This window comes from Pseudarthrobacter oxydans (genome assembly GCF_013314975.1).
Taxonomy (GTDB): domain Bacteria; phylum Actinomycetota; class Actinomycetes; order Actinomycetales; family Micrococcaceae; genus Arthrobacter; species Arthrobacter oxydans.
The window spans coordinates 47,388-63,212 of sequence record NZ_JABTYH010000012.1 but is presented as its reverse complement, the minus strand read 5'-3'; the positions used below and the strand labels follow the sequence as shown (position 1 = coordinate 63,212).

The following is a 15,825-nucleotide window of genomic DNA, read 5'->3' as shown; positions in this document are numbered from 1 at the left end:
TAAGAAAATGAGCCACCCCAAAGACGAAGCAGACGCCGGATACATCATTCCGGACCCCTCGAAGGTCCGTGAGGACGTTCCCGGCGACGCCGGCGATGAGGCCAACGTGATCCGCTTCAGCGAAGAGCAGGCACTGATCGAGGAACAGTCCCACGGCATCCGCCCGGACACCTACAGCGTCCCCTCCGGCGGCCCCACCATGGCTGAGGCCCGGGGCAACATGGACCTCTCGGACCAGAGCGAAAGCGGGCACGGCACCGGCCGTGAGGATGACAGCAGCGACGACAGCCTGCACGGCGGCGCCGAGTCCTGATTTCACGGCCGGCGGGCAGGCAGGCTGCTAACACAGCAGGCGGCCAGCACGGCGAAAGGGGCGTCCCGGAATTCCGGGGCGCCCCTTCATGTGTTTCATCGGTGTGGCTAGAGTTCGTATTCTGCCTGGACCCCGAGCTTCTCGTGGACACACAGGATGTTGTGTTCGGTGTCCATGAACCACGCGCATTTCTCCGAGTCGGTGGTGCAGATGTGGTTCTGTGTCTTCAGGTTGGGCAGATCGTAGTCCTGGAACGCGACCCCCCTGGCTTCCATGTCGCGGACCGTTTTTTCGATATCCGTGACCTCGAAGCTCAGGGCTGTGTGCTCGGAGTGCTTGCCGTCCGAGACCGGCATCAGCTGCAGCATGGGGCCGCCGTCGCTGCCGAGCAATTCGCTTCCGTCGTCTGTCATGCCGCGGTGCGGGAGTCCGAGCTTTTCGGTGTAGAACCTTCGGGCGCGCGCTGCATCATCGACTGGCAGGACGGTTGTGGCTGTGTTCATTCTTAGGTTCATGTGGCCACCTCCTACGGGCAAAATTTTACGCCTCCGCCCGCCAAAAAGAACCGGCCGCCTCCTTGCCCGGTCCAGCCTCAAACGCTCTCTCACTTGATGCCGCAAATCCCCAAACGCTCTCTCACTTGATGCTGATAAATCGCCAACGCTCTATCACCTACTAGGGGCGAGTGATAGAGCGTTGGCGAAAAACCGGCATTAGGTGAGAGAGCGTCACGATAAAACCGGCATTAAGTGAGAGAGCGTGCCAGGTGGGTGACTTGGCTGCGGGGCTACTTGGCGACGAGGGTAAGGACGTCGTAGGTGGCCACGATCTCGTCGTTCTGGTTGGTGAGCACCGCGTCCCAGGCCACTTCGCCGTACTCGTCGGTTTCGCGCGGGGTGATCTTCTTGGCGGTGAGCGTCACCCGGATGGAGTCGCCCGCCGCCACGGGGGTGATGAACCGCAGGTTTTCCAGCCCGTAGTTGGCCAGCACGGGACCCGGAGCCGGCTCCACGAACAGGCCGGCACCCCAGGCCAGCAGGAGGTAGCCGTGCGCCACGATACCGGGGAAGAACGGGTTGGCTTCCGCGGCCTCGTGGTTGGTGTGGGCGTAGAACGTGTCGCCGGTGGAGTTGGCGAACGCGGTGATGTCCTCCAGGGTGACCTGGCGCAGGTCGGAGCGGACGGCGTCGCCAATCCTCAGGGTCTCCAGCGACTTCCGGAACGGGTGGGTACCCTCCGTCTCGACGGTGAAGTTGCGGTCCGCGCCCGCGTGCCACACACCCGTGACGGCGGTGAGCATGTTCGGCGAGCCCTGGATGGCGGTGCGCTGCATGTGGTGCATGACCGACCGGATGCCGCCCAGTTCCTCACCGCCGCCGGCACGTCCGGGCCCGCCGTGGACCAGGTGCGGCACGGGCGAACCGTGGCCCGTTGACGAACGGGCGTCCTCGCGGTTGAGCATCAGTACACGGCCGTGGTGCGCGGCGATGCCGGTGACCAATTCCCGGGCCACCGCGGGATCGTTGGTGCAGACCGAGGCGACCAGGGAGCCGCCGCCGCGGGCGGCGAGGCGGACGGCGTCGGGAAGGTCCTTGTACCCGATCACCGAGGACACGGGACCGAACGCCTCCAGGGAATGGACTTCCTCCGCCTCGGGGTCCTGCCAGTTCAGCAGGACAGGAGCCATGAACGCGCCGCCGTCCACCACGCCCGTGGATCCGTCCGCGGACGTGACCGACGGCGAATCGAGCGTCCCGTAGGCCAGCTCACCGCCGTTGTCCAGCATCGTCTGGACGGCCGCCCGGACATCCTTGAGCTGCTCCACCGAGGCGAGCGCGCCCATGGTGACGCCGTCCGCGCGCGGGTCGCCGAGGACCACACGCTCCTGGATGCGCTTGCCGATGGCGGCAGACACGGCCGGAACCATCTCCTGCGGCACGATGGCGCGGCGGATGGCGGTGCATTTCTGGCCCGCCTTTGCCGTCATCTCCGTGACCACGGACTTCACGAACGCGTCGAATTCCGGGGTTCCCTCCACGGCATCCGGCCCGAGGATGGCGGCGTTGAGGGAGTCGGTCTCGGACGTGAACCGGACCCCGCCCTGCACCACGTTGGGGTGCGACTTCAGGGAAAGCGCGGTGGATGCGGAGCCGGTGAAGGCCACCAGGTCCCGGTAGTCCAGGACGTCCAGCAGCCCTCGGACGGAGCCGGAGATCAGCTGCAGCGAGCCCTTGGGCAGGATGTTCGACTCGACGATGGCCTTGACCACGGCGGCGGCAACGTACCCGGTGGGGGTGGCGGGCTTGACGATGGTGGGGACGCCTGCGAGGAAGGCCGGGGCGAACTTCTCCAGCATGCCCCAGACGGGGAAGTTGAAGGCGTTGATTTGCACGGCCACACCGGGGATGCGGGTGTAGATGTGTTCACCGGCGAAGGAACCGTCCTTGGACAGCACCTCCATGGGCCCGTCCACCACCACCTGGGAGTTGGGCAGCTCGCGGCGGCCCTTGGACCCGAACGTGAACAGGACACCGATGCCGCCGTCGATGTCGATCATCGAGTCCACCTTGGTGGCGCCGGTCTGGGCGGAGAAGGCGTAGAAGTGCTCGCGCCGGGCGTTGAGGTACTGCGCCAGCTCCTTGAGCTTCAGGGCGCGCTGGTGGAAGGTGAACTCGCCGAGTTCCTTCTGGCCGGTGGTGCGGCCATAGTCAACGACGGCGGCCAGGTCCAGCCCCTCGGTGCTCACCTTGGCCAGGACCTCCCCTGTGCTCGCATCCCGGACCGGCGTTGCGGAAGCTGCCGCTCCGGCGTCGGGCGTCCACCACGCATCCATGATGAAGCTGGGCACTGTCTCCACGGTGTCGACCGTGGCCTGGGGAGCTGTGGCTGTGGTGGTCATCGTTGACGGGTCCTTCCAACAAAGGGGCAGGCAAACAGGACGAGTCATTACTGACCGTCCGTTCGGTAATATATTCACCATACATGAAGTGCCGTGCTGCACACTAGGAGGCCAGGACGGTATTCGGCCACCAAAAGGAGAACTTATGAGCGCCCCATCACCCATGGATGCTGCCGAGAGCAACCCTTCGGCGCACGAGCTGTGGAAGATCACCCTCGGCGAACTGGACGAGAAGATGGGCGTCAAGATTATTGAGGAGTCCGTCCAGCGCGTGGTGGCCACCATGCCGGTGGAGGGGAACCGGCAGTCATTCGGGCTGCTCCACGGCGGGGCGTCGCTGGCCGTGGGCGAAGCGGTGGGTTCCTGGGCGGCCGTGATCCATGCGAGCACCCTGGGCAAGACGGCGGTGGGCGTGGATGTTTCGGCAACCCACCACCGCTCCGCGCGGGAAGGGCAGATCACCATTACGGCCACGCCCATCCACCTGGGCGGCACGCTCACCACCCACGAGGTGCTGATCACCAACGAGGCGGGGCAGCGGCTCTGCACCCTCCGCATCACCAACCTGCTGATGCGTCGCCACAAGGAGCCTGCCGGCCCCGCCTGATCGCGTCGCTATTCGGGGGTGTGCTGCCTCCGGCGGCGGACGAGTGCCGTCAACAGGGTTCCGACGGCGATCGCCCCCGCGGCAGCGCCCGCCGCGGGGAGTGCGCTGGCACCCGTGTATGCCAGGCCGCCGCCGTCACGGTGGCGCAGGTAGCCTGACGGGTCCGCGGGTGGGGCGGCGGCAGGCGAAGGTGCGACGACGGCGTCATGGCCAGCCGCAGAGGAATCCGCCGGCGCCGGGGCCGGGTCTGCCGGCACAGGTGCCGGGGCGGGCAACGGGCTGGCGGGGGGCTCTTCCGGCTCCGGCTGCACCGGCGGGGCCGGTTCTTCCGGGGCCGGTTCCGGGGCAGCGGCGGCGAACTCGAAGTCCGCAGCACCGGAGGCACTGAACCCGTTGACGGTCTGCGCGGTAAAGCGGAGTGTTCCCTTGCCCTCCGGCGCCGGGAAGCTCCAGGTCCCGTCGGCGTTGACGGGGACCTCGACGGTGTCCTGCTGCTGGATGGTGATCCGGACCTTCGAGCCGGCAGCCACGGCAGAGGCAGGGGCCGCAGGGACGGTGCCGCTGATGACCTGCCCCGGTTCATAGGTGGTGCCGGGCGCGGGAGAGGACACCGAAGGCGTGTTGAGGAAGAGTTCCAGCTGGTAACCGGGCAGCACGGCCAGGCTGTCCGCCAGGGTGGCCCCGACCGCGAAATTCTCCACCACGTTGCCCTGCTCGTCAGGCGTGTCTCCGGCGGCATGAGTGCCCACGGCGTAGTTGCCGCTGACGTACGGGCCGCCGGAATCTCCGCCGCTGGACTGGACGCCGTAGGACAGGAAACCGTTGAACGCCCGCAGGTCGTTGGGGTCCGCCGCGTAGCCCGGCCCGGGAACCACAAAGATCCCCACCGCATCCACCGTGCCGCAGGACCAGGCCGAGGTCCGGCCGGAACGGCACACCGGCATGCCCGCCACGGGATCGGCCGTGCCGATGATCTTGACGTCGGGTTCCGGCTGGGACGCGTCACCCCAGGTGCTCGCTGCCGGCAGGGGGTCCAGGTCCGCACGGAGGGATTCCACCACCGCGATATCTGTTCCCACGTTGCCCGGGTCGTCCGGCTGGAGCGGGTCGTCCACGCTCCCTGGCCGGAGGACCGGGCTGTTGCCGGGGCCGCCGAACTGGCTGAAACCAAATTTTCCGAGCAGCCCTGTTCGGTTGAACTGGAATTCCAGCTCCGCCGTCTCAGCTGCCCCGTCCGAGGCACAGTGGCCGGCCGTGAGGACGGCCGGCAGGCCTGCCGGGTCAAACGCCGAAAAGCCCGTGGAGCAGATCCAGCCGGTGTCGGCGATGTAGCCGAGTCCCCCGGGAACCTCGGCCTCCGGCGCAAGCGGCGTGCCGTCGTCGAGCTCAACGTTGGCGAACCGGGCAACAAACTCCGCCGGCGATTTCCTGCCGGCGTCCGCCGCTTTGGAGCTTCCGGGCCCGGCAGCCGGGGCACCGGTACCGTCCGGGGCCGCTTCCGGCGCGTTGACGCCGCCGGTCCGGATAACGAACTTTCCGCCGGAGGTGACCACCGCCTGCAGTCCCTGCAGCCCCACCTCGGCCACGTACGCGTGGAACAGCTGCTCCGTGCTCAGCGCGAGCTCGGAACCAGGGTTTGGCACGGCAGGCTTTGGCACGGCAGGCATCGCAGCGCCGGCCGGAGCCGCCTCCAGAACAAGGCCCGGGATGCCGGCGCCGAGCGCCGCCACCGCGTCCTGGAGTTCGGCACCTGTTCCGGACACCACGATCTGCCCGTCCTGGAGCCGGGTGCCCGCATAACCGGGAACGGCCCTGAGCTGCCCGGCCGCGGCTGCGGCCCGGACGCCGAGTTCCCCGGCGGCGGCGAACTGTTCCGGGGTGAGGCCGAGGTCCCGCTGCACGGCAACGGCCAGGGCGGCGTCCGAGAGGAACGAACTGCCCGAGCCCGGGACGGCGCCGGCATCCGGGCCCGGAGCAACCACAGCCCAACCCGGCGCAGCCACAACAGCGGAGGATGCGAGGACGCCCGCCGCCGCGCCGAGGAAGAGGACCCGGCGGACGCTCATCGGGACACCCCCGCTCCGCACAAGGCACGGACGGCGTCCAGCTCCGCGGCGCTGAGTCCGTTGTCCAGCAGGAACGCGCGGGTATCGAGGCTGCGCACGAATTGCGCCACGGCCTCTCCGCGCTCTTGGAGCAGCGGGACCAGTTCCGCTTCGCCGAGGTACCGTTCCCGTGCATGGGGCGGGCCGTGGGTGCGGTAGCGCTCGTTGATGCCGCGGGCCGCGCGCCGGTAGCCCTCGGCGATGTCCTGCCCGGAGTCCCCGGCGAGGTCCTGGACCATGGCCGCCACCATGCCGCTGCGGTCACGGCCGGCCGCGCAGTGCAGCACCACGGCGCCGCGGGCCGAAGCTGCCGCAAGCTCGCGGAAGACGCCCACCAGCTTGTCCGGGAACAGCCGCGCGTTCTCGGGATAGTTGGCCGGATCGTTGAGGTAGGGGCCGGTCACGGCGGTAAAGCGCGGATCGCCCGGCTCCTCCGTCGGCGCGGAAACCACCACCATCCCGGACCAGGCGGCCCTGCCCACCACGGGATCGGTGTCCCGGCGCTGCGCCTCCGCCTCGTTGCGGAGGTCAATCACCGTGCGGATGCCGTCGTCGTACGCCTGCCGCCAGCCTGCCTCGGTGAGCCACTCGCGCCTGCCCATGCGGTAGACACCGCCGGCCACATGCCAGGCGTTAACGGCACCATCCCAGTCCATGGACCTGCCCGGTTTCTTCATCCGCACAGCTAATCACACCGGCCACAGGAGGCGCACGTCACAGCCAGGTAGTACGGTGGCTCGTACTTGCCTTCTTCCACCGTTCAAGGAGAGCCACTTGGGGAACATCACCGTACGACGCCGTCGCTCGGCTTTTGCAGCAGGCCTCGCCACCCTTGCCATGGCGGCAGGGCTGGCTACCGTGCCGGCGCAGGCTGCGGACAAGACCAAGTACATTGCCCTGGGAGACTCCTTCGCTGCCGGGCAGGGGGCCGGGCCGTACCTGGATGACTGCTACCGCAGCGGCAACACCTACTCTGAGCTCGCCGACGAGACCAAGGCGATCAAACTGGTTGCCAACGAGGCCTGCAGCGGGAAGACAACCCAGGATGTGGTGGACTCCCAGCTTGGGCGGCTGAACAAGAGCACCGAACTGGTGACCATCACCGCCGGCGGCAACAACCTCGGCTTCGGCGCCATCATTACCTACTGTGGAGTAGCGCTGGCAGGTGCAACCCCGGGCCAGGAGTGTGCTGCTGCCACCGCGTATGCAACCGCCCAGCTCGAGGGCGGGCAACTGTACCGCGACGTGGTCTCGATGATCGAGGGCGTGCAGGCCGCCGCGCCCAACGCCAGGATCGTGGTCACCGGTTACCCCTACCTCCTGGACCCCATCCCGGCCGGGCAGACTAGTGCCGCGGCGCTGTTCATATACCAGGCCACCGGGTTGGCTGATGACCTGAACGGTGCAATCGCCGAGGCCGCGGGCGACACCGGCGCCACCTACGTTGACGTGCGGTCCGCTTTCCTCGGCCATGGCGCTTTGTCGCCGGACCCGTGGATCAACCTTGGCGGCGCGGGCAGCCCGGACAGCTTCCACCCGAACGCCGAGGGCTACGAGGCGTATTACGCCGCCCTGGACGCCGCCGGAGCCTACTCCGCCGGCTAGCCGGGAACAGCTAGCCGCGCCTGGCCAGCCGGTGCTCCAGGCCCGCCCGGACCATGGGCCACTCGTGTTCCAGGATGGAGAACACCACAGTGTCCCTGAGGAGCCCGTCGCGGGTCCTGGAGTGGTTGCGCAGCACGCCGTCCTGCTTGGCGCCCAGCCGGGCGATGGCCTCGCGCGACTGGTGGTTCAGCCAATGCGTCCGGAACTCCACGGCCGGGCAGCCCAGCGTCTCGAACGCGTGCCGCAGCAGCAGGAGCTTGGAATCGGGGTTGGTCCCGGTTCCCTGGACGGAGGCGGCGTTCCAGGTGGAGCCGATCTCCACCCGGGGCGTGCCGGCGTCGATGTTCATGTAGGTGGTCATGCCGATGATCCGGCCGGGCGCGCCGGTGCCGGGGTCGATCAGCCGGGTGGTGAACGGCAGCATGGATCCCTGCTCCTGCAGGTCGAGGCGGCGCCCGATCTCAGCGGCCATCTCCTCGGGGGCCGGAACCGAGGTGTACCAGAGCCGCCACAGCTCGCCGTCCCGTGCTGCGTCCACCAGGCCGTCGTGGTGCTCCCTGGACAACGGTTCCAGGGTTACATACCTGCCCGTGAGGGTAAGGGGTTCTAGGAAAGTCACGGCACCAGCCTAGGTGCAACCACCGGGGCCGGTTACGCTGGGGACAGCATCAGGACGGCGAGCGAGGGAGTTTACGTGTCAGGAACCAATCCGGACCCGGAGGATGACAAGATCACAGGCCTGGAGCCCGGCGGCGGGGTGCCGCCCGGCGAAACGCCTCCCGGTGAAGGGTCGGTGGCAGGCACCCAGGAGCCCCGGCAGAAGGGCTCGGGGAAGGGCCAGCAGATCTTCTGGATGGGCGCCATCGGGGCCGGCGTCCTGCTGTTCCTGCTCTACTTCATCGGCTACATCGTCGGTTTCTTCGACTGACCCGCGTTCCTATCCGGGCCAGTCGAAAAAGCCCTTGCCGGTTTTCCGTCCCAGTTCGCCCCGGGCCACCTTGTCCTTGAGGATCTGGGGCGGGGCGAACCGCTCGCCCAGGGTGGAGTGCAGGTACTCGGCAATGCCGAGCCGCACGTCCAGCCCCACGATGTCCGTGGTCCGCAGCGGCCCGGTGGGGTGCTTGTACCCCAGGACCATGGCGGCGTCGATGTCCTCGGCGGACGCAACGCCTTCCTCAACCATGCGCATCGCCTCCAGGGCGATGGCCACACCCAGCCGGGAGGACGCGAACCCCGGGGCGTCATTAACCACGACGGCGGTCTTGCCGAGTGCCTCCACCCACCCCTTCGCCGCGGCCGCGAGCTGGGGAGACGTGCGCTTCCCCAGCACCACCTCGATGAGCGTGGACGCCGGAACAGGGTTGAAGAAGTGCAGGCCGAGGAAGTTTTCGGGGCGCTTCAGTTCACCGGCGAGGCCGTTCACGGACAGCGATGACGTGTTCGAGGCCAGGAAGGCACTCTCGCCCAGCCGTTCCTCGATGCCCCGCAGTGACGTGACTTTCAGGTCCCAGTCCTCCGGCACCGCTTCCACCACCAGCTGGCGGTCCGCAAAGTCGTCGTAGTCCACCGTGACGGACAGCCTGGACACCATTTCATCCAGGTTGGCGTCCGTCATGCCGCGCTCAATACTCTTGGCCGCGGCCGATTCCACGCGCTCACGGGCAGCTTCCGCTGACTGGTCGTCGCGCTCCACCACCAGCACGTCCGCGCCCTTGACCAGAAAGGCATGGGCGATTCCGGCACCCATGCGGCCGCCGCCCAGGACACCTACGAAGTGGGGAAGATCAGTGGGCAGGCCGGGGGAAAGTTCGGGTGTGCTCATCGGTTCTGCTCTCCGCTCTCTGTGCCTTCCGGGGTTCCGGTGGTGGCGGCGGTGGCTGCACTGCCGCCGCCCTTCGCGCCGGTTTTCTTGTCGTTCTTCCTGTCCAGGAACTGCTGCATCCGGTCGAATTTGGCCTCGGATTCAAACAGGATCCCTTGCGCCAGCTGGTCGATGACGGGGTGCGCTTCCGCAGGGGCGTGGAACACGGACTTGGTGACCCGCACTGCCAGCGGATCCTGCCGGGCGATCCTGTCGGCCAGGCTGTGCGCCGCGTCCATGAGTTCCGGTGCGTCGTGGATTTCGGTGATGAGGTTGACGGCCAGTGCTTCTTCGGCAGTGAGGATCTTTCCCGCCAGGAGGACCTGCTTGGCCACGGGCTCCCCCACCAGTTCCTTCAGCCGCCAACTGGCCCCGGCGGCAGCGAGGATTCCGAGCCCGGTTTCGGGGTTGCCAATGCGGACACTCGACGTCCCGAGCCGGAAATCCGCCGCGTAGGCCAGCTCTGCCCCGCCGCCCAGGCAGTACCCGTCGAGCGCGGCAATGACCGGCATGGGCAGCTTGGCGATGCGGACAAAGATGGTGGAATTGATGCCCTGCAGGGCGTCGCCCCGGCGCCGTTCGCGCAGCTGGGCAATATCGGCGCCGGAGGCGAACACGCCATCCACGCCGGCGATGATCAGCACCTTGGGGTCCTGCTCCAGCGCGGCGCACACCACGTGCAGCTCGTCCACCATCTGCTGGTCGATCGCGTTGCGCACCTCGGGCCGGTTCAGCAGCACCACCACCCGGTCGGTGCGTTCCTCCACCAGGAGCGTCTGGAACTTCTCCGCTGCCAGGTCCACGGGGCCCGCCATCAGACTTTCTCCAGCAGCATGGCCGTACCCTGGCCCACGCCGATGCACATGGTGGCGAGGCCCCGCCTGGCGTCTTCGCGCTCCATCCGGCCTAACAGGGTGATCGCAATCCGCGCCCCGCTGGAACCCAGCGGATGCCCCAGGGAGATCGCGCCGCCGTCGTTGTTGACGATGTCCGGATCCAGGCCGAGGCGCCGGATGCAGGCGAGGGATTGAGTGGCAAAGGCTTCGTTAAGTTCGACGGCATCCAGGTCACCTGCGCTGAGGCCGCTCCGCCTGAGCACCTTCTGGGTGGCGGGGACCGGGCCGATGCCCATGATCTCCGGCTCGCAGCCGGCCGAGGCGCCGTCTATGATGCGTGCCCGGGGCGTCAACCCGAGCCGTTCGATGGCGGCTTCGGAGGCCACGATGATGGCGGAGGCGCCGTCGTTCAGGGTGGAGGAGTTGCCTGCGGTGACCACTGAACCTCCGTGCGTCACGGGCTTCAGTTTGGCGAGGACCTCCATGGTGGTGCCTTCGCGGGGGCCTTCATCCGTGTCCACCACGGTCTCGGATTTGCGGGTCCTGACGGTCACAGGGACGATCTCGTCCTTGAACCGCCCGGCAGCTATGGCGTCGAGGGAGCGCTGGTGGGACCGGACGGCAAAGGCGTCGGCATCCTCGCGGGAGATGTTATCCACGCGGGCCACTTCCTCTGCGGTCTCAGGCATGGAATAGGTCATTTTGCCGTCGCGGGACAGCTCGCCCTTCTGGAACAGCGGGTTGGCGAACCGCCAGCCGATGGACGTGTCAAAGATGGCGCCGGGCTTGGCGAAGGCCGTGGCGGGCTTTTCCTGCACCCAGGGCGCCCGGCTCATGGATTCCACGCCGCCGGCTATCACGATGTCCGCCGCACCCGACTTGATCATCTGGCTGGCCATGATGATGGCGCTCAGCCCGGACGAGCAAAGCCGGTTGACGGTGATTCCGGGGATGTGGAGGGGCAGCCCGGCCAGGAGGGTCGCCATCCGGGCCACGTTGCGGTTTTCCTCGCCGGCCCCGTTGGCGTTGCCCAGGATGACCTCGTCGATGCTGTCCGGGTCCAGGCCGGCCCGGCTGACCGCTTCCCGGAGCACCAGGGCGGCCAGGTCATCGGGACGGACGGAGGAGAGGCTTCCGCCGTATCTGCCCACCGGGGTCCGTACCCCGCCAACAAGGAAAGCCTGCGGACCTGCGGTTGCAGCCATGGAAACACCCTTCACGCGATAAACAGCACTGTCATCAGCAGCCGGTAAATCCCCACTTACCGACCGTTCGTTCTGTAAATAGTACACGGGAGGGTGTGCCGTGGATACGGGAACCCCTCAGCGCGCCGGCGTCCTGTGCGCGCGTCAGAGGACAGTGAGCCCCAGATGCGCTGCCAGCAGGGGTGCCAGGAGTCCAAGCTGGGAGTCGTCAATGACCACGCCGCCAAGGCTGCCGAGTCCGCTGATCCCCCTGAGCTCGGAGCCGCGCAGGTCAAAGTCCTTGAGCGTGGCCCCGCTGAAGTCCAGGGAGCCGATGGTGCAGTCCTTCAGGGCTACGCGCGTTCCAGTGGCCGAGCCGAGGTCCAGTTCGTTGATGATGCAGCCGCTGATCACGACGTCGGTGAGCTTGGCGCCCCGCAGGTTGAGGAAATCGAGTTTTCCGCCGTCAATGCGGACCGACTGCCAGCCGCTCTCGTACAGTTCTGCAGAACCGAGGCGGGCATTCCGGATCTCAACTTCCCGCCACGTGGACCGGGCCGCCAGGAGGACCGGCGCGTATAGCTCCTCCAGGATGCAGTCGCGGAAGCTGGAGCCGCGCAACTGCGCTTCGTTGAAGGCCGCGCCCCGGAACTCACAATCGATGAAATCCGCGCCGCCCAGGTCCATCCCCTCGGCAGCCACACGGCTGTACCGCGCGCCGTCGTACCGCCCTCCACGCTGGAAGTCCGGCTCGGCGACGTCGGTCAGGTTTTCGAGCCGGACAGGGGTCAGGCGCGGTGCCGCAACGCCGGGGGGTGCTGCCCGCGGGGTGCGCGCGGCCATTAGATGGATTCCGCCTTGGCTGCTATTTCTGCCAGGTCCTTGCGGAGGGCCTTCCGGGTGGCCGCCATTGCCATCTTGCCGAAGATCGCCATCATGATGCGCGTTGCTGCGGTCGGCTTGTGCATCTCTCCCCCGAACGTCACGCTGAGGTCCGTTCCGCCGTCGCGAGGGGCAAGGGTGAACAGCGTGCTGTAGTCGGCGCCGCCCTGGACAGCTTTCACGGTGGTGCTGCGCGGCGGCTCAGCCTGCGCCACCCACATCTCCACCGTCTCTGATTTGCCCATCATCTTCCGGGTTTCCTTCCAGCGCGTTCCCTCGCCGTACGGGCCGTCCGTCAGCAGCTGGACGGACTCCACCCCGCTCAGCGTGGTGGCCGACCCGGGGATGTCCGTGATGACTGACCATACTTTTTCCGGCGACGCGTGGATGTGCTGGCTGAGGCTGATGCTGTGGTCCATGGCTTCGAGCCTAGCCCCGGACCCCCGCAATCGACAGAACCCCGGCGCCTCTGGGGGACTTGAATTAGTAAGCATGCTTCGTGTTAGTGTGAAAATGTTCGATCACCGGAAACGAAAGGAGGCCACCGTCATGGGCCTCGGAGACAAGATCAGCAACGCAGCGGAAGACATGGGCGGCAAGGCCAAGGAAGCGGCCGGCAACGCCACGAACAATGACCGGCTGAAGGCCGAAGGCCAGGCAGACCAGGTCAAGGCCGACGCCAAAAAGGTCGGCGAGAGCGTCAAGGACGAGTTCAAGCGCGACTAGCTTTTTTCATCGATTGCTCCAATACTGCCGTTTTGGGGCGCCATAAAGGCAGATACGCAGCAATCGATGAAGCCCGTCACCATCCGCTGCGGGTCGGGGTGTGCCCCTGCCGGGAATCCGCGGGCATCGTCATTTCGGCGCGCAGCCCGAGGAGCCGGATGGGCCGGCCCGGCTCGATCTTCGCCGCCAGGTCGAGGGCGCGCTCCAGCACTTCCGCGGGGTCCGATGTTTCCGGGATCTTCCGGGCGTAGGTCTTGGTCAGGAACGGCGCGTAGCGGACCTTGAGCGTCAGCCCGACCACCGGGCGGCCCTCGGCGGCGACATCCTCCAGTACGTGGGCCGCCAGCTCCCTCACGGCACCATCAATCTGGGCGGGTTCAGTCAGATCCTGCTGAAAAGTGGTTTCGCGGCTGTGCCCCCGTGCCACCCAAGGCGTGTCGTCGACTGTCCGCGAGCCGTCGCCCCGCCCCAACTGCGCGTACCAGGGCCCCATTTTCGGGCCGAACTCGGGGACCAGGTCCTCGGGATTGGCCGCGGCCAGCTCGGCAACCGTCCCGATGCCGAGCTTGGCCAGGCGGGCAGACACCTTCGTCCCAACGCCCCACAGCTCGATCGTCGGCCTGCTCCCCATGACCTCCAGCCAGTTGCCTTCCGTGAGCCGGAAGACCCCGGCCGGCTTGCCGAACGTCGTTGCCACCTTGGCGCGGACCAAGGTGTCGCCGATGCCTACGCTGCAGTGCAGCAGGGTCGCCTCCAGGACGGCGTGCTGCAGGCGACGGGCATAGGCCTCCGGATCTTCTGTCCGGACGCCAACAAAGGCCTCATCCCAGCCAAGCACCTGGACCGTGGCGCCGGGCTGTGAGCGCAGCACCGCCATGACCTTCTCGGACGCCTCAAGGTAGGCCTCGTGATCCACGGGCAGGATCACGGCGTCGGGAACTTTCCGTGCTGCGATGCGCAGCGGCATCCCCGAGCCCACGCCGTAGGCCCTGGCTTCGTAGGACGCCGTGGACACCACTGCCCGCTCGGTGGGATCACCGCGGCCGCCAACAATCACCGCCTTCCCCGCGAGCTCGGGCCGGCGGAGCACTTCGACGGCTGCGATGAACTGGTCAAGGTCCACATGCAGCACCCACGGTTCGTCCACACGCCCAAGTCTGCCCCCGCCGGGCGCTCCGCACCACCGCTACCGTCCCCAGCGATTGCTCCGTAGCGGTCCTTTTGAGGCCCCAAAACGGCAGTTGCGGAGCAATCAATGCCGGGAAACGCCGACGGCGGGACTCCCCTCCCAAGGGGTGTCCCGCCGTCGTGCGTCCTGCTGTGGGCGCTAGTTGTAGAGCACGTGCTTCGGTTCGTTGGCCTTGACCTTCTGCCAGCCGAGCCACAGGAGCAGTGCGAAGAACGGGATGGCGGCCAGGGTCCACAGGCCCAGGTAGAACACCTCGCCGGACTTGCTGGTCATGGTGTCGAAGCCGATCAGCACCGTGATGACCAGCAGCGAGACCAGGCCGGCCCAGCTGGTCCACGGGGAGCCGGGCATCGGCAGGCTGGAGGTGACGCCCTTCTTGTGGCGCAGCGCGATCTGGCTGGCAAATATGGCACCCCAGGTGAAGATCACGCCGATGGACGCCGTGTTCAGGGCGAGGTCGAAGGCGTGCGAGCCGCCCAGCCAGATGTTCAGCAGGATGCCCACCAGGTAGAACGCCGCGATGGCCAGGATGGCCGCGTACGGAACGTGGCGGCGGGACATCCGGGTGAGCCACTGCGGGGCGTGGCCGTTGTTGGCCATGGTGCGGAAGACGCGGCCGATCGAGTACAGGCCTGAGTTGCAGGAGGACAGCGCCGCGGTGATCACGATCATGTTCATCACGTCGCCCACCCAGGCGAGGCCCATCTGGCCGAACACCGTGACGAACGGGGAGGTGCCGGCCACGTACTGGTCGGACGGCAGCAGCATGGCGAGCAGGGTCACGGAACCGACGTAGAACACCACGATGCGGAGGACGACGGCGCGGATCGCCTTGGGGACTTCGCGCTGCGGGTTCTGCATCTCGCCGGCGGTGATGCCCACCAGTTCGATGCCGTTGTAGGCGAAGATCACGGCGTTGAGCACCAGCACCATCACCAGGGCGCCCTTGGGGAACATGCCGCCTTCGGCCGCGAACAGGTTGGCCACGGAGGCGTTGCCGTCGCCCACCTGGGCGTTGGTGACCACCATGAACGTGCCCACCACCAGGAAGATCAGGATGGCGCCCACCTTCAGGCAGGAGGCCCAGAACTCGAACTCGCCGAACGCCTTGACGCTCAGCAGGTTGACGGCCACCAGCAGGGCCAGCGCAGCGATGGCTGAGGCCTCCACCGGAACGTTGGGGAAGAAGAACTGGAAGTACAGGCCAATGGCGATCAACTCGGCAATGCCGGTCATGCCCCAGTTGATGAAGTACATCCAGCCGGACAGGAACGCGCCCTTTTTGCCGAACATCTCACCGGCGTAGCTCACGAACGAACCCGAGGTCTGGCGGTACATGATGAGCTCGCCGAGTGCCCGCATGAGCAGGTAGGCGATGACGCCGGCAATGGCGTAGGAGAAGATCAGGGCGGGGCCGGTGGAGGCCAGGCGTCCGCCGGCGCCCATGAAGAGGCCGACGCCGATGGCACCGCCCATGGCGATCATGGTGACGTGGCGCCTGCCCAGCGTCTTGCTGTAACCCTCGGCGCTGAGGGAGGGGTCGACGGCGGCGGATGGTGCCGTGGGGTTCTGGAGATCTGTGGGGGTACTTTGAGGCACAACTGTTCCTTGTGGGTTG

17 protein-coding genes are annotated in these 15,825 nt (G+C 67.3%); 5 read left to right on the top strand and 12 right to left on the bottom strand.

Features of this window, described 5'->3' with window-relative positions:
- The first annotated feature begins 7 nt into the window (after positions 1-7).
- Positions 8-313: a hypothetical protein gene (locus HTS88_RS10095; RefSeq protein WP_174177942.1), complete on the top strand. Its 306-nt coding sequence runs from the start codon at positions 8-10 to the stop codon at positions 311-313.
- Between the two features lie 107 nt (positions 314-420).
- Here HTS88_RS10095 and HTS88_RS10090 read toward each other — a convergent pair whose 3' ends face one another.
- Together HTS88_RS10090 and paaZ are read right to left on the bottom strand one after the other, a co-directional pair.
- Positions 421-816 carry a VOC family protein gene (locus tag HTS88_RS10090; RefSeq protein WP_229675165.1) on the bottom strand — a complete coding sequence of 132 codons (396 nt, stop codon included), beginning with the start codon at positions 814-816 and terminating at the stop codon, positions 421-423.
- Between the two features lie 284 nt (positions 817-1,100).
- Positions 1,101-3,212: a phenylacetic acid degradation bifunctional protein PaaZ gene (paaZ, locus tag HTS88_RS10085; RefSeq protein ID WP_174177937.1), complete on the bottom strand. Its 2,112-nt coding sequence runs from the start codon at positions 3,210-3,212 to the stop codon at positions 1,101-1,103.
- Positions 3,213-3,357: 145 nt separating this feature from the next.
- Between paaZ and HTS88_RS10080 the strand changes: the two genes are divergently transcribed.
- Entirely contained in the window at positions 3,358-3,819 is a 462-nt protein-coding gene (locus tag HTS88_RS10080) for a PaaI family thioesterase (RefSeq protein WP_246256158.1), read from the top strand.
- An 8-nt stretch (positions 3,820-3,827) separates the two neighbouring features.
- Here HTS88_RS10080 and HTS88_RS10075 read toward each other — a convergent pair whose 3' ends face one another.
- Positions 3,828-5,885, bottom strand: a complete 2,058-nt coding sequence (locus tag HTS88_RS10075) for a S1 family peptidase (RefSeq protein ID WP_174177934.1) — start codon at positions 5,883-5,885, stop codon at positions 3,828-3,830.
- A complete protein-coding gene (locus HTS88_RS10070; RefSeq protein ID WP_246256156.1) occupies positions 5,882-6,601 on the bottom strand; it encodes a tyrosine-protein phosphatase in 720 nt (239 codons plus the stop codon). Before HTS88_RS10070 ends, HTS88_RS10075 begins: the two co-directional genes overlap by 4 nt.
- A gap of 97 nt (positions 6,602-6,698) precedes the next feature.
- Here HTS88_RS10070 and HTS88_RS10065 point away from each other — a divergent pair, with 97 nt between their 5' ends.
- Positions 6,699-7,529 (top strand): SGNH/GDSL hydrolase family protein, encoded by an 831-nt coding sequence (locus HTS88_RS10065; protein ID WP_174177932.1) that lies wholly within the window; start codon positions 6,699-6,701, stop codon positions 7,527-7,529.
- A gap of 10 nt (positions 7,530-7,539) precedes the next feature.
- On the opposite strand, the gene HTS88_RS10060 is transcribed toward HTS88_RS10065, so the two are convergent.
- On the bottom strand, positions 7,540-8,148 hold the full coding sequence (locus HTS88_RS10060; RefSeq protein ID WP_174177930.1) for a GNAT family N-acetyltransferase: 609 nt from the start codon (positions 8,146-8,148) through the stop codon (positions 7,540-7,542).
- Between the two features lie 75 nt (positions 8,149-8,223).
- Here HTS88_RS10060 and HTS88_RS10055 point away from each other — a divergent pair, with 75 nt between their 5' ends.
- On the top strand, positions 8,224-8,457 hold the full coding sequence (locus HTS88_RS10055) for a DUF6480 family protein (protein WP_174177928.1): 234 nt from the start codon (positions 8,224-8,226) through the stop codon (positions 8,455-8,457).
- Positions 8,458-8,466: 9 nt separating this feature from the next.
- Here HTS88_RS10055 and HTS88_RS10050 read toward each other — a convergent pair whose 3' ends face one another.
- The 5 genes from HTS88_RS10050 to HTS88_RS10030 all read right to left on the bottom strand — a co-directional run bounded on the left by HTS88_RS10050 (position 8,467) and on the right by HTS88_RS10030 (position 12,711).
- Positions 8,467-9,351 carry a 3-hydroxyacyl-CoA dehydrogenase family protein gene (locus HTS88_RS10050; protein ID WP_174177926.1) on the bottom strand — a complete coding sequence of 295 codons (885 nt, stop codon included), beginning with the start codon at positions 9,349-9,351 and terminating at the stop codon, positions 8,467-8,469.
- Positions 9,348-10,205: an enoyl-CoA hydratase/isomerase family protein gene (locus HTS88_RS10045; RefSeq protein ID WP_246256154.1), complete on the bottom strand. Its 858-nt coding sequence runs from the start codon at positions 10,203-10,205 to the stop codon at positions 9,348-9,350. Before HTS88_RS10045 ends, HTS88_RS10050 begins: the two co-directional genes overlap by 4 nt.
- The gene (locus HTS88_RS10040) at positions 10,205-11,431 is read right to left on the bottom strand and encodes a thiolase family protein (protein WP_174177924.1); all 1,227 of its coding nucleotides are present in this window, start codon (positions 11,429-11,431) and stop codon (positions 10,205-10,207) included. Before HTS88_RS10040 ends, HTS88_RS10045 begins: the two co-directional genes overlap by 1 nt.
- Before the next feature lie 144 nt (positions 11,432-11,575).
- The gene (locus HTS88_RS10035) at positions 11,576-12,253 is read right to left on the bottom strand and encodes a pentapeptide repeat-containing protein (RefSeq protein ID WP_174177922.1); all 678 of its coding nucleotides are present in this window, start codon (positions 12,251-12,253) and stop codon (positions 11,576-11,578) included.
- A complete protein-coding gene (locus tag HTS88_RS10030) occupies positions 12,253-12,711 on the bottom strand; it encodes an SRPBCC family protein (protein ID WP_174177919.1) in 459 nt (152 codons plus the stop codon). Before HTS88_RS10030 ends, HTS88_RS10035 begins: the two co-directional genes overlap by 1 nt.
- A gap of 130 nt (positions 12,712-12,841) precedes the next feature.
- Between HTS88_RS10030 and HTS88_RS10025 the strand changes: the two genes are divergently transcribed.
- A complete protein-coding gene (locus HTS88_RS10025; RefSeq protein WP_066280975.1) occupies positions 12,842-13,018 on the top strand; it encodes a CsbD family protein in 177 nt (58 codons plus the stop codon).
- Between the two features lie 76 nt (positions 13,019-13,094).
- Here the strand turns inward: HTS88_RS10025 and HTS88_RS10020 are convergent, their stop codons facing one another.
- A complete protein-coding gene (locus HTS88_RS10020) occupies positions 13,095-14,165 on the bottom strand; it encodes a DNA polymerase IV (RefSeq protein WP_485061804.1) in 1,071 nt (356 codons plus the stop codon).
- Positions 14,166-14,345: 180 nt separating this feature from the next.
- Positions 14,346-15,806: an amino acid permease gene (locus HTS88_RS10015; RefSeq protein WP_174177918.1), complete on the bottom strand. Its 1,461-nt coding sequence runs from the start codon at positions 15,804-15,806 to the stop codon at positions 14,346-14,348.
- Positions 15,807-15,825: the final 19 nt, after the last annotated feature.

Bases quoted from the DNA above. Each gene is read 5' to 3' on its own strand.
- HTS88_RS10040 (WP_174177924.1), bottom strand. From the start codon at position 11,431: ATGGCTGCAACCGCAGGTCCGCAGGCTTTCCTTGTTGGCGGGGTACGG.
- paaZ (WP_174177937.1), bottom strand. From the start codon at position 3,212: ATGACCACCACAGCCACAGCTCCCCAGGCCACGGTCGACACCGTGGAG.
- HTS88_RS10035 (WP_174177922.1), bottom strand. From the start codon at position 12,253: ATGGCCGCGCGCACCCCGCGGGCAGCACCCCCCGGCGTTGCGGCACCG.
- HTS88_RS10090 (WP_229675165.1), bottom strand. From the start codon at position 816: ATGAACACAGCCACAACCGTCCTGCCAGTCGATGATGCAGCGCGCGCC.
- HTS88_RS10045 (WP_246256154.1), bottom strand. From the start codon at position 10,205: ATGGCGGGCCCCGTGGACCTGGCAGCGGAGAAGTTCCAGACGCTCCTG.
- HTS88_RS10025 (WP_066280975.1), top strand. From the start codon at position 12,842: ATGGGCCTCGGAGACAAGATCAGCAACGCAGCGGAAGACATGGGCGGC.
- HTS88_RS10070 (WP_246256156.1), bottom strand. From the start codon at position 6,601: ATGAAGAAACCGGGCAGGTCCATGGACTGGGATGGTGCCGTTAACGCC.
- HTS88_RS10050 (WP_174177926.1), bottom strand. From the start codon at position 9,351: ATGAGCACACCCGAACTTTCCCCCGGCCTGCCCACTGATCTTCCCCAC.
- HTS88_RS10080 (WP_246256158.1), top strand. From the start codon at position 3,358: ATGAGCGCCCCATCACCCATGGATGCTGCCGAGAGCAACCCTTCGGCG.
- HTS88_RS10095 (WP_174177942.1), top strand. From the start codon at position 8: ATGAGCCACCCCAAAGACGAAGCAGACGCCGGATACATCATTCCGGAC.
- HTS88_RS10075 (WP_174177934.1), bottom strand. From the start codon at position 5,885: ATGAGCGTCCGCCGGGTCCTCTTCCTCGGCGCGGCGGCGGGCGTCCTC.
- HTS88_RS10030 (WP_174177919.1), bottom strand. From the start codon at position 12,711: ATGGACCACAGCATCAGCCTCAGCCAGCACATCCACGCGTCGCCGGAA.